The organism is Rhizobacter terrae, from assembly GCF_003852895.1.
GTDB lineage: Bacteria > Pseudomonadota > Gammaproteobacteria > Burkholderiales > Burkholderiaceae_C > Albitalea > Albitalea terrae.
Window position 1 is genome coordinate 268089 of the sequence record NZ_QUSW01000005.1, and the last position, 16543, is coordinate 284631.

Consider the following 16543-nt stretch of genomic DNA (forward strand, 5'->3'; position numbering starts at 1 on the left):
ATTGCAGCCACCACTGCATCCCCTGTCGATGATCGAAAAATTTGCCATCGAGCTGCCGAACAAGGTGTCGCTCTCGTGCCGCGCGGCCGGCCCGGAATACGCCCCGGTGCTGTTGTTCCTCCACGGCTTTCCCGAAGCCGCCTTCGTGTGGGACGAGATGCTGGAGCATTTCTCCCGGCACTACCGCTGCATCGCGCCCAACCTGCGCGGCTATGAGCGTTCGTCCCAGCCCGAGGACGTGGAGGCCTACCGCGCCAAGCACCTGGTGGCCGACATCGCCGCGCTGGCGGAACAGTTCGACGGCAAGCTCGAGGCGCTGGTCGCGCACGACTGGGGCGGCGCGGTCGCCTGGAACTTCGCGGTCCAGCACCCGAAGAAGCTCAAGCGGCTGGTCATCATCAATTCGCCGCACCCGGCCACCTTCTTGCGCGAGCTGAAGGACAACCCGGCGCAGCAGGCGGCCAGCACCTACATGAACTTCCTGTGCCGGCCCGATGCGGAACAACTGCTGGAAGCCAACGACTTCGAGCTGGCCTGGCACTTCCTGCAGGGCCCGGGCGACACCGACGCCACGCGCCCCGGCGCCAACTGGCTCACCGAGCCGATGAAGGAGCGCTACCGCGAGGTGTGGTCCATGGGCCTGCGCGGGGCGGTGAACTACTACCGCGCCTCGCCGCTGCGGCCACCCACCGAGACCGACAAGGCCATCCTGCAGGTGAACCTGCCGCCTGAGCACGTCACCGTGAAGGTGCCCACCCGCGTCGTGTGGGCCGAGGGCGATTCGGCGCTGCTGCCGGGCCTCATCGACGGACTGGACGAGTACATCCCCGATCTCACGCTGGTGCGCGTGCCGCAGGCCTCGCACTGGGTGATCCACGAGCAGCCCACGCGCATTGCGCAGGAGATCGAGGCCGCGCTGGCGGTGGACGTGTCGCCCACCGTGTGAGCCTTTGCGGCCTCAGGGCGATGCGAGCTTCTGCATCAGGCCGTCGACGGCGCGCTGCACCAGTGAGACGTCGTCCAGCGGCTTGAGCAGCTTTTCTTCGCTCAGCCGCTCCAGCGCGCGCCGGGTGATGGAGTGGTTGTGCAATGGGTTGGTGCCGGCAAAGAGGAAGTAGTTGCCGCGCCCGCTGCGCCACAGCAGCTGCACGCGCGTCCAACGGCCGTGCAGGAAGAAGTGGTAGCGGCTGCCCACGGCCATCGCCTCGATCATGTTCAGTGCCTCGTCCTGGCTGCGCTGGGCGCCGGGCAGGATGTCTGCGGGCACCGTGTCCATCGACGAGAGGTCGATCAGTGAGTCGCTGAAGGGCGGACGGCTGGGGGTGTCCCAGTGTGTCTCCTCGCGCATGCGCTGCACGATCTCCTGCGGCGTGAGTTCCTGGTCCGGCGTGGTGGTCTTGCCCGGACGCAGCGCCTCGGTGTGCACGGACATGAGTTCGTCCAGCACCTGCTGCTGGTCTTGCTCAGGCACGCCCAGCATGGACATGCCCGAACGCAGCGTCTGCAGCAGCCCGGGCAGCATCGCCAGCAGGCGCTTGCGGCTTTGCGGATGGTCGGGCAGGCGCAGGCTCCACAACAGGTCGTCGGTGGCCTTGAGGTACTGCAGCGTGGCTTCGGACTTCTCGCCGTTGCGCTGCATGGATTCGGCCAGCACCGTGGCCCAGCCGCCGGTGATGAAGCGACGCACGCCCGCCGTGGTGCGGATGGGCACCATCTGCTCAGTCAGGCGCTGCGAGATCTGTCGCTCCATGTCCTCGCGCTGTTCGATTCGCAGCAGCGCGTCGATGGTGGGCTGCGCACGCGTCTGCTGCTCGCGCAACTGCTCGCCGAGGAAGGCGTCCAGCCGCGAGAGGCTCAGGCGGTAGAGCTGGGCGTCCTGCATCGGCGCGCGCTGCATCTCGTCGACCAGCGTCTCGCAGTAGGCCAGCAGCGCGGCCCAGCGCGGGTCGGTGGTGCGGGTGTAGGTCTCGGCGGCGCTGCCGATGCGGTTCATCAGCCGCCACACGGCGTGCTCATGGTCCTGCACCATGGCCGGGTCGACCAGCGCGACGCGCAGGGCCGACACCTGCAGCCGGGCCATCACCGTGCGGAAGGCGGGCGGCAGCCGCTGGTCCGACAGCACGGCATCGAACATGCGCGACAGCAGCTCCACGATCTGCCGGTCCACCGTCTCGCCGGTGTTGGCCAGCAGGTCGGCCCGGTGCTCGCGCAGCACCGGCGCCGATGGCGCGGGGCCCACGCGCGAGAGCATGCTTTCGATCTTGCTCAGCGCCTGCTCGAAGGCGGGGCTTTGTGCGTTCACGACGCGGGCGATCGGCCCGGTCTTGGGTTTCGGCGTGGCACCGGGCGTGGGCATGCTGGAGAGGATGTCTTCCAGCGCGCCGGGCTGCGTCAGGTCATGGGTGGGCGCGGACCGGCTGAGCGAGGGGCCCGAGGACAGCACCACCGTGCGGTACAGCCCCGGCTCCACGCCGGCGGCCTCCAGCCGCGTGCAGGCGGCGGCCCAGGCCTTCTTGAGCTGGCCCGACATCACCCCGGCCGAGATGCGCAGCAGCAGCGCCCGCTGCGCCGCGACGGCGGTGGCTGCGCAGGCGCCGTCCCACAAGGCCCTCGCATAGGCCAGCGGCCGCAGCGGGTTGGTGTCGGTGGTGACGTGCGTCTGGCCCGCCAGCGTGGCGGTGAAGGTCTGCAGCTCGCGCATCTCCCACTCGGCCGAGCCGGAGATGAGCTGCGCCGCCCCGGAAATCTCGATGTCGGACTCGACCCGTGTCTCGTCCATCAGCTCCAGCCCGCGCACCGAGGTCGGCGCGGCCACAGGCGAGGCGGTGTCGGTGCCGTACAGGTCTGCCAGCACGTTCTGCCGCAGCGACTCGGCGAAGGCGCGGATGAAGGCGGGCTTGTTCTTGGGCAGCGAATACACGAGCTCGTGGTAGTGCTCGCGATCGGCCGGATTCAGCATGGCGTCGCGGGGCTGTCGCAACTGGGCGATGGTCAGCTCGACCGTCTCGTCGGCCAGGGGCGCGGCCCGTTGGAGTTCGTCTTCGACAAAACGCAAAAGTTGTGCGGTGACTGTCATCTGGACGCGATGAACCCTGAGTGCAGCGATTATGAGGTTCGAGCCGCATCAAGGCCATGGGTTCGAACTCGTGAATTGTTCACGCCCGCAACGAAAAAGGGCTGCCGAAGCAGCCCTTTCGAGGTTGGCTTGAGGCCTGGACTTACATGTCCATGCCCATGCCGCCCATCCCGCCCATGCCGCCGGGCATGCCGCCCGCGGGGGCGTCATCCTTCGGGGCTTCGGCGACCATGGCTTCGGTCGTGAGCATCAGCGAAGCGACGGAGGCGGCGTTCTGCAGGGCAGTGCGCGTCACCTTGGTCGGGTCCAGGATGCCCATTTCGATCATGTCGCCATAGGTGTCGTTGGCGGCATTGAAGCCGTAGTTGCCCTTGCCGGCCAGCACGGCGTTCACGACCACGCTCGGCTCGCCGCCGGCGTTGTAGACGATCTCGCGCAGCGGCGACTCGATGGCCTTGAGCACCAGCTTGATGCCGGCGTCCTGGTCAGCGTTGTCGCCCTTGATGTCGCCGGCAGCCTGGCGGGCGCGCAGCAGAGCCACGCCACCACCGGCCACGATGCCTTCTTCAACGGCTGCACGCGTGGCGTGCAGCGCGTCTTCGACGCGGGCCTTCTTTTCCTTCATCTCGACTTCGGTGGCGGCACCGACCTTGATGACGGCCACGCCGCCGGCCAGCTTGGCCACGCGCTCTTGCAGCTTCTCGCGGTCGTAGTCGCTGGTGGCTTCCTCGATCTGCACGCGGATTTGCTTGACGCGGGCTTCAATGTCGCCAGCGGCGCCGGCGCCGTCGATGATCGTGGTGTTTTCCTTGCCCACTTCCACACGCTTGGCCTGGCCGAGGTCAGCCAGCGTGACCTTCTCGAGCGTCAGGCCGACTTCTTCGGCGATGACCTTGCCGCCCGTCAGGATGGCGATGTCTTCCAGCATGGCCTTGCGGCGGTCGCCGAAGCCAGGCGCCTTCACGGCGACAACCTTCAGGATGCCGCGGATGGTGTTGACCACGAGGGTGGCCAGGGCTTCGCCTTCGACTTCTTCAGCGATGATCAGCAGCGGACGGCCGGCCTTGGCAACTTGCTCCAGCGTGGGCAGCAGGTCGCGGATGTTGCTGATCTTCTTGTCGAACAGCAGCACGAACGGGTTGTCCAGGACAGCCGACTGCTTCTCGGGGTTGTTGATGAAGTAGGGCGACAGGTAGCCGCGGTCGAACTGCATGCCCTCGACGACGTCGAGTTCGCTGTCCAGCGACTTGCCGTCTTCGACGGTGATCACGCCTTCCTTGCCGACCTTGTCCATCGCGTCAGCGATGATCTTGCCGATGGTGTCGTCGCTGTTGGCCGAGATCGTGCCGACTTGAGCGATTTCCTTGGAGGTGGTGGTGGGCTTGGACTGCTTCTTGAGCTGCTCGACCAGGGCGAGGACCGCCTTGTCGATGCCGCGCTTGAGGTCCATCGGGTTCATGCCGGCGGCCACGTACTTCATGCCTTCGCGCACGATGGCCTGGGCCAGCACGGTGGCGGTGGTGGTGCCGTCACCGGCGTTGTCGCTGGTCTTGGAAGCGACTTCCTTGACCATCTGGGCGCCCATGTTCTGGAGCTTGTCCTTGAGCTCGATTTCCTTGGCCACGGACACACCGTCCTTGGTCACGGTGGGGGCGCCGAAGGAGCGCTCGAGCACCACGTTGCGGCCCTTGGGACCCAGGGTGACCTTGACCGCGTTGGCCAGGATGTTCACGCCTTCGACCATGCGGGCACGGGCCTCGCCGCCGAAGATGACGTCTTTTGCTGCCATGTCTGTGTTCTCCTAAAACTGAATCGGTGATGGGGGATTACTTCTCGACGACTGCGAAGAGGTCTTCCTCGCGCATCACCAGCAGTTCGTCGCCGTCGACCTTGACGGTCTGGCCGCTGTACTTGCCGAACAGGACGCGGTCGCCCACCTTGATGTTCAGGGCGACGAAGTCACCCTTGTCATTGCGCTTGCCGGGGCCAACGGCCAGCACCTCGCCCTGGTCGGGCTTCTCGGCGGCGTTGTCGGGGATCACGATGCCCGAAGCGGTCTTGGTTTCGTTCTCGAGGCGCTTGACGATCACGCGATCGTGCAACGGACGAAGTTTCATGGGATCTCCTTGTAAGTACAGGCTCTGCGGGGGTTGAACGCCAAGTGGGCGCTCATTCACTATTCATTAGCACTCAGTGTGGATGAGTGCTAGCAGCGGAATTATAGGGGTCGGGCGTGACGTTTCAAGAGTCGGGTCTTCCAGGTGTCGATGTCGGGTGTCGACTGACCCGGAGCTTCTGTTCAGCCAAGGCTGAATTGGACCAGGCCTGGACCCGAAGAGGGACTCTGGCGTAGGTGAGTGGCCGATGACCGAGCGAGTGAGCTTGCTATCGCGGTCCAAGAATCTTCGAGACCCAGACGGATGGGTTGAGAGAAAGCTGGCGGCCTGCAAGCACGGGGCTTGGACTTTCTTGGCGTAACCGGCTTCATGTCGTTGGCGGCGGCCATCGCAACGTGTCGTCAGCACAAGTGCAATGTCTGTGCGCAGGTGACTACGATTCGTGCTGCATGGCATACCCCTCGCACCGCGCATTCAGGGCTGTTCGGCCAGCGCAGCTTCCACGATGACTGCGAGTGCCGCGTCGTCAAGTGCGGCTCCTTTGCCAAGCAGGCATTCGAGTTCAGCCGCTGGCAGCGCCGCCTCGACCAGGTGGAGAGCGAGACCGAACAGGCGCTGCTCGTTCACCTGACGTGAAGCTGCAGTCCGGACAAAGTACGCCTGCGACGCTCCAAGCAACAGCGCTGCAGCCTCGACCCCGCCTCTCAATGCCAACAGGTAGACCAGGTCGTCGAGGAAGTACCCCAGCAGCCCTGAGCGGCGCAAGACGGGCAGTGCCTCGCGCGCGACCTCGGCAGCCTCATCGACTCGGCCCGACTCTGACAGTACGGCGGTCAGATTGGCGAGAGCGAACACCGTGGCTGTCGAACTCGACGAGCGTTTGCGCATGCGCTGGACCAAGCCTTCGAGTCGGTGCGCTGCTTCGTGGAGGCGACCGAGCCGCCAAAGACTGTCCGCGAGGGAGCTGTTGGCCTGGGACTCATTTCGCCAGTCACCCACCTCGGCCCAGATCTTGATGGCTCGAGCAAACATTTGGGCAGCCTCTTCGCAGCGCCCCTGGTCGTTCAAGACGTGACCCGTCGCGTTCAACAACCGCCCGCGCAACCCCGAAGGCCAATGTGGTCGCATGAGCGCGCGTGCCTCGTCCAGGCAAAGGTGGGCGGCCGCCGCGTCGCCGCTTTCGCAGCACGGACGCTCGGCCAGCAGCAACGCGAGAAACTGGTGCATCGGCCTTCCCAGCGACCGATAGAGTGTGGCCGCTTGCCGTGCGGCGTCGGCCGCCAATGCGTGCGGCAGGCGAATGAACACCCAAGGACGCGCAATCCCCAGCCAGAGGGCCGCAACATCTTCGGGCGCCGTCGCCTCGTCCATGCACGGCGCGAGCACTTGCAGCCACTGCGCGCACTCGGCAGCAAATTCGCCGTGCCCGGCGGCCGAAGCCGCGAGTCGAACGGCGATCGACAACTCGCCCGCAGCCCCGGTGGCCCACCGATAGGCGACGCGCAGATTGTCGGTTTCGGGTGCCAGTGCAGCAGCGCATTGCTCCGATGTCATGCGGCCCTCCACGAAAGCATCATCGACGCGCATGAACAACGCGCAAACTGCTCTCGCGTGGTGGCGTTGGCAGTCCGCCAGTTCGCCAGTGGCGGCCAATTGCTCCAGCGCATAGGTCCGCGGAGTCTCCAGCAGGTGGAAGCGCGGCTCATCGCCGGGACGTTCGACATCAGCGACGACAAGCGACTTGTCCACCAATGCGGCAATACTGTCGATGACAGCCCATTCGTCGGCTGCATCGTCGGTGCCGGCAACACAGCGCACGAGTTCGATCGTGAAACCGCCGGCAAACACCCCCAGGCGCCGGAACCACCACCGCTGGTCTGAACTGAGCAGGTGATAGCTCCACTCAATCGCGGCGCGCAACGTCTGGTGGCGTCGCAACGCGACACGGGACCCGCCGGTCAGAAGCTGAAATCGTTCGTCGAGGCGATCGCGCACACCCCGCACACCGAGCACCGGTACACGCACTGCGGCAAGTTCGATCGCCAGCGGCAGGCCGTCGAGGCGGCGGCAGATGTCGACCACAGCCGGGAAATCCGTGTGTTTGAGCGTGAATTGCGGATCAACAGCACGTACCCGCGCTTCGAACAGCGCGACCGCGCCGCACGAGCGCGCGTCGGCGTCGTCCGGTGTCGATGGAACCGCGAGGGGTGCGATCCGGCATTGCTGCTCGTCTGCGACCTTCAACGCCTCCTGGCTCGTGGTCAGCAGGCGAACGTTCGGAGTGCCGGCGGTGATCGCCTGCGCGAGCGCACTCACCGCGTCGAGCAGATGTTCGCAGTTGTCCAGCACAATCTGCAGCGTCTGGCGGCCGAGCCCCCCGACCAGTTCGTCGAGCGCTGGGCGCTGCCCCGGCAGCTTGATGCCCAGCACACGGGCCACCGTGGCCGGCACAAGTGCCGGATCAGACAGAGCCGCAAGTTCGACCACCCAGGTACCGTCGGGGTACTGATCGCGCAGTTTGTGCGCGACCGCCTGGGCAAGCCTCGTCTTGCCGATGCCGCCGGCCCCTACCAGCGTGACGAGGCGGTACGTGAGGGTAAGCAGCAAGACATTTTCAATGTCGCGCTCGCGTCCATAGAGTACCGGCGGACGCGGCCCCAGGTTGCTCGGTATGGCTGATGCGGTGCTTGTCGAAATGCTCAAGTCTGCGGCCGTCATCGAGGCCACACCGCCTTCGAGCCCCGCCGTGAACTGGTAGCCCCGGCCTGGAACGGTCGCGATGGCCTGTGCTCCAAGCAGCTTGCGCAGCGCACTCACTTGCACCGTCAGGTTGTGCTCTTCTACCACCAGGCCCGGCCAGACCAGATCGATAAGCTCGTTCTTGCTCACCAGATCGCCACGGCGTTCGATCAAGACAAGCAGGACATCGAAGGCACGCGCGCCGATGATCACGGGCTTGCCGTGGTTGAGCAGCCTGCGCCGCAGCGCGTGCACCTCGAAATCGCCAAAGCGGTAAACGGCTCCCAAGAGACCTCCAGCATCGTCCCATCACGCAGCGGTGGGCAGTCGCCGGTCGCGTGGGCGCGGCACTTTATCAACGTGTCATCCGGATACCCCCAACCTGCTGAGCAGTTGGTCGGAGCGGGCAGGGCGTGGGCGTCAGCACGATCCATTCTCCGGACATCCGGCAATCCATCCAAGTTTCTCGTGTTTGACAACGTTTGAGATTGCTTGAGGACGTCGCCCCAGCACGGCGGCACATTGGCGCCTGAGCGAACTGCACGGCTGCAGGAGGCGCAAAGAAGGCAACGGATCGACGTGCTGCATGCGTCCATCCCCTCACTTGACCTCCCTTACCCAAGAAATCCCACGACGTGCGCCGGGACATGCGTGAACAGTTTCTACAACTGAGAAAGAGGAAAACGCAAATGGCAACCTACATATTCAGAATTGATCAAGTCGACATCAACTTCCAAAAGGCCGACAGTGAACATAGTGACGACGATTGGTTGTCATTTGTTGTGACAGTAGGGGATCCGGTCACCAAGAATGCGCGGACATTTTCTTCAGGGCCGTTTAATATCGGGCGCACTATACACACTGGAGACAAGCTAATTGGTCCCTTTACGACTGACCCGATAACAGCAGCGGATTCCGATGTCGTCGTCATCAGTTACTTGGTAACAAATCTTGGTTCTTCAAAGTTTGAAGACCAGTTCGCGCAAGCGGTCAAAGTGACGGACCACGTTGTCGGAGTATTAGCCCCGATTGTTGGGGCCGCCGTCGGCCTTTTCGTGGGCTCTCCCGGTGAAGGATTAAAATTTGGCCAAGCGATAGCCAAAGGACTTGACACGGTAGTCAGCACACTAAGCGATGTTTTCGACTTCCTCGGCATTCACATTGGGCCGGCAAACTGCAATGGCGAAGTGCTCCATGACACATTGACCTACCAACCCAATGAGCTACAACAAGCAGTGAATAGGCAGGCGTCAAGACACTACACCACCCCTCAAACAAACAAGCGTTGCGGCAGGGATCCGGAATCTACGGTCTCGTTCTCAGTGGTTATGGTGTTACCCGGCCCGGAACTCTACTATCGGGGCACCGACAACAGCGTATGGTCACGCTGGCGCAATCCCGATGGTCACTGGTCTGATGAAAAGCAAATCGGCGGGATGCTCAGCGGTGATCCGATCGCCGCTGTGGTCCCTGGGACGAATCTCCTGAAACTGTTCTATCGGGGCGCCGACAACAGCGTATGGTCGATCTGGCGCAGATCCAACGGTACTGGTGAACAGCGTATCGGCGGCGTGCTCAACGGTGATCCGATCGCTGCAGTAGTTCCTGGAACGAATATCCTGCAACTGTTCTATCGTGGTGCCGACAACAGCATATGGTCACGCTGGTACAACCCCGATGGTCATTGGTCTGATGAACAGCATATCGGTGGCCGTCTCAACGGTGATCCGATCGCGGCTGTGGTCCCAGGAACGAATATCCTGCAACTGTTCTATCGGGGCGCCGACAACAGCATTTGGTCACGCTGGCGCACTCCCGATGGTCATTGGTCTGATGAACAGCAGATCGGCGGCCGTCTCAACGGTGATCCGATCGCCGCTGTGGTCCCTGGAACGAATATCCTGCAACTGTTCTACCGGGGCGTCGACAACAGCATTTGGTCACGCTGGCGCAATCCCAATGGTCACTGGTCTGATGAACAGCAGATCGGCGGCCGTGTCAATGGTGATCCGATCGCCGCTGTGGTCCCTGGAACGAATATCCTGCAACTGTTCTATCGGAGCGCCGACAACAGCGTATGGTCACGCTGGCGCAATCCCGATGGTCACTGGTCTGATGAACAGAAGATCGGCGGCGTGCTCAACGGTGATCCGATCGCCGCTGTGGTCCCTGGAACGAATATCCTGCAGTTGTTCTACCGGGGCGTCGACAACAGCGTATGGTCACGCTGGCGCAGAGCCGACGGCAACTGGTCTGGTGAACAGCATATCGGTGGCGTTCTCAAGGGTGACCCGATCGCAGTGGTGCGCGGCCATTCAGCCTAACGGGTGTTGTGATCCCGAACCGCCGAAATTTTTTCCCCCCACCTGTGGCCACTCAAACTCCCCCAGGTGGGACGGGCGGATTTCAATTCGGCGGCAGTGCTGAGCGATACGCGAAGCGGCCTCCTTGAGGCTGTAGCTCTCGCCCTCCAACTCGAGCATCGCGGCAGGGTGCATGAGGCGATCGAGGATGGTGGTGATCAGGCTCGGCTTTCTCGTGGTTCATCCGGGTGAATCGGGCAAGCCGTCCCGTTGAGACGACACCGATAAGGACAAATACAGTCTTCCCCGTGGTGAGATTCGACGCGAAACATCGAATGCGGCGATTCCGCACCGGAGGGGTACGTTGGGAATGTGAGCATCCAGGTGCATTGGGACAGACGCCCGGTCAGAAAAATCTATGCGGCTTTGCGTCTACTACCTGCGCTGCCAGAGGCTGCCCGCCAGTGACTCGATGTGGCTCCGATCGAAAAAATGAACGCTGCCAATAAGACGGCGATCCAGCTTCCCGTTCAGGCGTTCAATCGCCTCTGAAGTAATCTTCCCGCTGACGACTATATACAGATCAGCGATGTAATATTGCTCATTTTGGCCTGGCCCACGTACGGGTAAGGAGAATGCGTCGTCAATCTGATTCAGTAGCGCATTTAGGAGGGTTGCGTTAGATTGCGACAAATCGCCGGCTTTTACTTGGGCGGCACAGTGGCGAATCCGGCCGAACTTGTCTATCTCTGAGAACAGAACGTCCTTTCCGCGCTCGGATATCCCATGGTTGTAGCGAACATGGTCGTATCCAGCCTTCTGAAGCAAGGGAATCACAACGTTCTTGGTGAATAGTTGTTCATTCGTTTCGTATTCACTTTTCCACTGAAACCGTCGCAACGAACATGCTGCCTGCTCGACCGCTCGCCTCCAAAGCTGCAGCGTGGCTATGACGGCCGGGACAATCTCTTGAGCATGATCAGCTTCCAAGTCGATGCTCATGTCTACAAAATAGTTATCGAACTCAATGGAAGTCGAGTTGTTCGGTGGATTAATGCTCTGAGAATCCACCAGCGCCTGATAAAAAGCGCCGATCGCAATTTCGCTTTGCCAAAGCCCATCAGCGCTTCCAAATGAAGCAGAAAAAAGAAGATTCTTTGAGTCGCCACGAAAGAGTGAGTAGTTAATCGCACCATTCAAGCGGAGTGAATCAGGAATGATAACGTTCGAGTGGAGATATTCTGGATAATGGTCAGAACGCATCCGCCCAAGGAGTTGTAGGGGATATTCCACGTCATGAGTATGATCGTGTAGGACCACAGGCGCATCGAATAAGTAGACGGCGGGTGGATCATGCTCGAAACGGAACATCGCTGTGGCCTCCTTGGCTTGTTCTCTCGGGAGTCTATGTGGTGAGCGCTCTTGAAACGTCCAGAGTTGAGGAGACGGCGTGCCAGGTGTCGATTCAACCCGCTGTCGATCGTCGTACTGATGCGATCCCCTCAAACCCCTTGGACAACTCTCAGGAGAACCCCATGACCAAACTGATCTACATCAGCCTGCCCGTCGCCGACCTCAACGCCTCGATGGCCTTCTACAAGGCGCTGGGGTTCGGGCAGAACCCGCAGTTCAGCGACGAGACCGGTGCATGCATGGTGTGGAGCGAGTCCATCTACGTCATGCTGATCACGCACGCCAAGTGGCGCACCCTGACGCAGCGGCCGTTCCCGCCGGCCGGCACGGCCAAGATGATGCTCACGCTGGCGATGGACAGCCGCGACGCCGTCGATGCGATGAACCGTGCCGCCGCAGCCCATGGCGGGCAGGCCGATGTGAACCTGCCCGAGGACATGGGCTTCATGTACACCCGCGACCTGGCCGATCCCGATGGCCACATGTGGGGCATGTGCTGGATGGATCCGGCCGCGATGACGCCCGCCAACCAAGACTGAGCCCGTGCCCGTGACATGGCGCTCCGGCCGCGTCCCTACAAGGAACTCAGCGGCAGCGCCGTCTTGTAGCGGACCTGCTTGAGCGTGAAGCTGGAGCGGATCTTCTCGACCTCCTTCATCGGCGACAGCTGCTCGATGATGAAGCGCTCCAGCGCCGCCATGTCGGGCATCACGACGCGGATCAGGTAGTCCGCGTCGCCGCTCATCAGGTAGCACTCCATCACCTCGTCGCGCGCGCTGACCTTCGCTTCGAAGGCTTCCAGCGCGGCGCGCGTCTGCTGCTTCAGGCTGATGGAGATGAAGACATTGAGGTTCAAGCCCAGTTGCTTGGCATCGACCAGCGCCACCACCTTGCGGATCACGCCGTCCTTCTCCAGTGCCTTCACGCGTGCCAGGCAAGGCGATGGCGACAGGCCCACGCGCTGCGCCAGCGCCACGTTCGACAGGCTCGCATCGGCCTGCAGTTCGCGCAGGATGCGCAGGTCGATGGCGTCGAGGTTCATTGTGCTTGCGTTCCCATGAAAAACAGAATTTTGTGCTGATTCAGGAAGGAAGGGCAACGATTTCGATCATCCATGCGGCGGGGTCCCACCTACAGTGCCGAGCACCAGGAGACCACAGACATGAGCGATCCATCCATCCAGTCGCAGCTCGCCCAGGCCGCCCATTTCACTGACGGCGACCCTGTCGAAACCGCCGAGTGGCGCGATGCGCTGGCCTCGCTGCTGCAGGCCTCGGGGCCGCAGCGCGTGCGCGAGATCATGGACATGCTGGCCGCCATTGCGCGTTCGCCGGAAGTCGGCTGGCTGCCGGCGATGGGCACGCCTTACGTCAACACCATCCCGGCCTCTCACCAGCCGGCCTTCCCTGGCGACCTGGCCATCGAAGAGCGCCTGGCTTCGCTGATGCGCTGGAACGCGCTGGCCATGGTGGTGCGGGCCAACAAGGCCTATGGCGAACTCGGCGGCCACATCGCCAGCTATGCCAGCGCGGCCGATCTGTTCGAGGTGGGCTTCAACCACTTCTTCCGCGGCGGCGAGCAGGGTGACCTGGTCTTCTACCAGCCGCATTCGGCGCCCGGTGTCTACGCCCGTGCCTTCCTCGAAGGTCGTCTCTCAGAGGATGACCTCGCCCACTATCGCCAGGAGATCACCGCGCGGCAAGACGGCGCCAAAGGCCTGTCGAGCTACCCGCATCCCTGGCTGATGCCGGACTTCTGGCAGTTTCCCACCGGCTCCATGGGCATCGGTCCCATCAGCTCCATCTACCAGGCGCGCTTCATGCGCTACCTGCAGCATCGCGGCCTGCACGAGACGGCCGCGCGCCGGGTGTGGGGCGTGTTCGGCGACGGCGAGATGGACGAGCCTGAAAGCATGAGCGCGCTGACGCTGGCCGCGCGCGAGAAGCTCGACAACCTCATCTGGGTCGTCAACTGCAACCTGCAGCGCCTGGACGGCCCGGTGCGTGGCAACGGCCGCATCATCGACGAGCTGGAAGCCTTGTTCTCCGGTGCCGGCTGGCGCGTCATCAAGCTGGTCTGGGGTTCCGACTGGGACGGCCTCTTCGCCCGCGATGCCGGCGGTGCGCTGGCGAGCGCGTTCTCGCGCACCGTCGACGGCCAGTTCCAGACCTTCGCCGCCAAGGATGGCCGCTACAACCGCGAACACTTTTTCGGACAGAACCCGGCACTCTCGGCGCTCGCACAAGGGCTGACCGACGAGCAGATCGACCGCCTCAAGCGTGGCGGCCACGATCTCGTGAAGATCCATGCTGCGTACCACGCGGCAATGGAGACCACGGGCCGTCCGACGGTGATCCTCGCGCAGACGAAGAAGGGCTACGGCATGGGCGAGGCCGGCCAGGGCCGCATGACCACGCACCAGCAGAAGAAGCTCGAGCGCGAGGACCTCATCGCCTTTCGCGACCGGTTCAACCTGCCGCTCACCGACGAGCAGGCCGCGACGCTCGCCTTCCACAAGCCCGCCGACGACAGCCCTGAGATGCGCTACCTGCATGCGCGCCGTGCGGCGCTGGGCGGCTTCGCGCCAGTGCGGCGCACCACGGCGACGCCGGTGGCCGTGCCGCCTCTGGCGCGCTACGGCGAATTCGCGCTGCAGGCCGACGGCAAGGAGATGAGCACGACGATGGCCTTCGTGCGCATGCTCACCGGCCTGCTCAAGGACGCGCAGCTCGGGCCGCGTGTCGTGCCCATCGTCGCCGACGAGGCGCGCACCTTCGGCATGGCCAACCTCTTCAAGCAGGTCGGCATCTACTCGTTCAGCGGCCAGGCCTACGAACCCGAGGACATCGGCTCGGTGCTCAGCTACCGCGAGGCCACCGACGGGCAGATCCTGGAAGAGGGCATCAGCGAGGCCGGCGCGATCAGCAGCTGGACGTCCGCGGCCACCAGCTACTCGGTGCATGGCCAGGCGATGCTGCCGTTCTACATCTACTACTCGATGTTCGGCTTCCAGCGCATCGGCGACCTGATCTGGGCCGCGGCGGACCAGCGTTCGCGCGGCTTCCTGCTGGGCGCCACCGCAGGCCGCACGACGCTGGGCGGCGAAGGCCTGCAGCACCAGGACGGCTCCAGCCTGATGCAGGCCGCCGCAGTGCCCAACTGCCGCGCCTACGACCCCTGCTTCGCGGGCGAGTTCGCGGTGATCCTCGACCACGGCATGCGCCGGATGATGGAGCAGCAGGAAGACGTCTTTTACTACGTCACCCTGATGAACGAGAACTACGCGCAGCCCTCGCTGCCGGCGGGCGTGGAGGACGACATCATCAAGGGCATGTACCGCCATGCCACGCACGCGCCCGCGCAGCCGAAGGGCATCGTGCGGCTGGTGGGCTCGGGCACCATCTTGCGCGAGGTGATCGCCGCGGCCCAGCTGCTGGCGCAGGACTGGGGCATCGCGGCCGAGGTCTGGAGCGCGACCAGCTTCAGCGAACTCGCACGCGACGCGCGTGAGGCCGAACGCTTCAACCGCCTGCATCCGTCCATGCCGCCGGTCACGAGCCATGTGCGGACGTGCCTGGGCGGCGATGCCCCGGTGATCGCCGCCACCGACTACGTGCGCGCCTGGCCTCAGCTCATCGCCTCGTACGTGGATGCGCCTTTCACCGCCCTGGGCACCGACGGCTTCGGCCGCAGCGACACGCGCGCCGCGCTTCGCCGCTTCTTCGAGGTGGATCGCCACCACGTCGTGCTGGCCGCGCTGACGGCCTTGCACGCGCAAGGGCGGGTGGATGCGGCGTCGTGCGAACTGGCCATCGCGCGCTATGGACTGGAGCCTGACGCTTCGGCGCCCTGGCTTTCCTGAGCCTCAGAGGCTGCTTCCTGCGGTCTTGGCCTGCCAGCAGTTCGGCATCATCACTGGCTCGACCCAGTGATGACTGGCGTTCAGGTCCAGCGCCGGGCCGCGAACAAGGCTTCGATCTGGCCTCGCAGCCATTGCAAGCCGGGGTCCGCGTCGTGCGCCGAGGCCCAGGCCAGGCTCACCGAGTAGGACGGCAGCTCGAAAGGCAGCGGGCTCAGCGTGAGCCCGTGCGTGTCACGCCACGAGGCGGCGATGTACTCGGGCACGGTGGTGATGGCCGGTAGCGTGCGCACGAGGTAAGGGCTGGTCGCGAAATGTGGGCTGGAGTACACGACGTGGCGCTCGTGCCCGAGGCGCTGCAGTTCCTCGTCGACGATGCCAGACAGCCCCGCGCTGAACGAGGTGATGACGTGCGGATGCTTCAGGTACTGGCCCAGCGTGATGCGCCGCGCACGCACGCCCAGCGCCCGTGCGTCGAACAGGCACACGAAGGACCAGTCGAAGAGCGGCTGCAGCCGCTGCCAGGGCGCGACGTCGTGGATCACGCCGATCGCCAGTTCGATCTCGCCCGCGTCCAGCTGGGCACCCGACGTGCGGCGGTCGCTGGCATGCGCCACCAGCCGCACGCCTGGCGCGGCTTTACCCAGCCGCTGCATCAGCGCGGGCATGAGGGCGATCTCCAGCGAGTCGCTCAGCCCCACGTGGAACACCCGGTCGGATCCGGCGGCATCGAAGGTGGCCGAGTGCTTGAGCGCGTCGCGGACGCCGGCGAGAAACGGCGTGATGGCCGCGCCCAGCGCGAGCGCACGGGGCGTGGGCGTCATGCCGTGGGACGTGCGCACGAACAGCGGGTCGCCGAAGGCTTCGCGCAGCCGCTTGAGCGAGGCCGACAGGGCGGGCTGCCCGACGAACAGCCGTTGCGCGGCGCGCGTCACGTTGCGTTCGCGCAGCAGCGCGATGAACACGACCAGCAGGTTCAGGTCGAGCTTCCTGAAATCACGTTCATCGATGGTCTGCATGACTTCAAACGATTGGA

At 64.0% G+C, this 16543-nt stretch carries 11 protein-coding genes and 1 pseudogene; 4 read left to right on the top strand and 8 right to left on the bottom strand.

All coding sequences use genetic code 11. The features are described from left to right. Positions 1-28: 28 nt before the first annotated feature. Positions 29-946 (top strand): alpha/beta fold hydrolase, encoded by a 918-nt coding sequence (locus DZC73_RS18840; RefSeq protein WP_124541911.1) that lies wholly within the window; start codon positions 29-31, stop codon positions 944-946. Positions 947-958: 12 nt separating this feature from the next. Here the strand turns inward: DZC73_RS18840 and DZC73_RS18845 are convergent, their stop codons facing one another. The 4 genes from DZC73_RS18845 to DZC73_RS18860 form a co-directional block, all read right to left on the bottom strand. Continuing rightward, a complete protein-coding gene (locus DZC73_RS18845) occupies positions 959-3076 on the bottom strand; it encodes a DUF1631 family protein (RefSeq protein WP_124541912.1) in 2118 nt (705 codons plus the stop codon). 142 nt (positions 3077-3218) lie between these two features. Beyond that, positions 3219-4865 carry a chaperonin GroEL gene (gene groL / locus DZC73_RS18850; protein ID WP_124541913.1) on the bottom strand — a complete coding sequence of 549 codons (1647 nt, stop codon included), beginning with the start codon at positions 4863-4865 and terminating at the stop codon, positions 3219-3221. Positions 4866-4902: 37 nt separating this feature from the next. Then, positions 4903-5193: a co-chaperone GroES gene (gene groES, locus DZC73_RS18855; protein ID WP_009856121.1), complete on the bottom strand. Its 291-nt coding sequence runs from the start codon at positions 5191-5193 to the stop codon at positions 4903-4905. A gap of 474 nt (positions 5194-5667) precedes the next feature. After that, entirely contained in the window at positions 5668-8220 is a 2553-nt protein-coding gene (locus DZC73_RS18860; RefSeq protein WP_124541914.1) for an ATP-binding protein, read from the bottom strand. A 401-nt stretch (positions 8221-8621) separates the two neighbouring features. Here DZC73_RS18860 and DZC73_RS18865 point away from each other — a divergent pair, with 401 nt between their 5' ends. Next, a complete protein-coding gene (locus DZC73_RS18865) occupies positions 8622-10256 on the top strand; it encodes a hypothetical protein (RefSeq protein WP_161974648.1) in 1635 nt (544 codons plus the stop codon). 102 nt (positions 10257-10358) lie between these two features. On the opposite strand, the pseudogene DZC73_RS30695 reads toward DZC73_RS18865, so the two are convergent. Together DZC73_RS30695 and DZC73_RS18875 are read right to left on the bottom strand one after the other, a co-directional pair. Next, positions 10359-10460: pseudogene (locus DZC73_RS30695) on the bottom strand (ATP-binding protein); the annotation flags it as partial. 210 nt (positions 10461-10670) lie between these two features. After that, entirely contained in the window at positions 10671-11606 is a 936-nt protein-coding gene (locus DZC73_RS18875) for a hypothetical protein (protein WP_124541916.1), read from the bottom strand. Between the two features lie 164 nt (positions 11607-11770). On the opposite strand from DZC73_RS18875, the gene DZC73_RS18880 reads away from it, so the two are divergent. After that, positions 11771-12187: a VOC family protein gene (locus tag DZC73_RS18880; RefSeq protein WP_124541917.1), complete on the top strand. Its 417-nt coding sequence runs from the start codon at positions 11771-11773 to the stop codon at positions 12185-12187. Positions 12188-12222: 35 nt separating this feature from the next. Here DZC73_RS18880 and DZC73_RS18885 read toward each other — a convergent pair whose 3' ends face one another. Beyond that, on the bottom strand, positions 12223-12690 hold the full coding sequence (locus DZC73_RS18885; RefSeq protein ID WP_124541918.1) for an Lrp/AsnC family transcriptional regulator: 468 nt from the start codon (positions 12688-12690) through the stop codon (positions 12223-12225). 120 nt (positions 12691-12810) lie between these two features. Here DZC73_RS18885 and mdeB point away from each other — a divergent pair, with 120 nt between their 5' ends. Next, positions 12811-15510: an alpha-ketoglutarate dehydrogenase gene (gene mdeB / locus DZC73_RS18890; RefSeq protein ID WP_124541919.1), complete on the top strand. Its 2700-nt coding sequence runs from the start codon at positions 12811-12813 to the stop codon at positions 15508-15510. Positions 15511-15590: 80 nt separating this feature from the next. Here the strand turns inward: mdeB and DZC73_RS18895 are convergent, their stop codons facing one another. Further along, positions 15591-16526 (bottom strand): LysR family transcriptional regulator, encoded by a 936-nt coding sequence (locus tag DZC73_RS18895; RefSeq protein ID WP_124541920.1) that lies wholly within the window; start codon positions 16524-16526, stop codon positions 15591-15593. Positions 16527-16543: the final 17 nt, after the last annotated feature.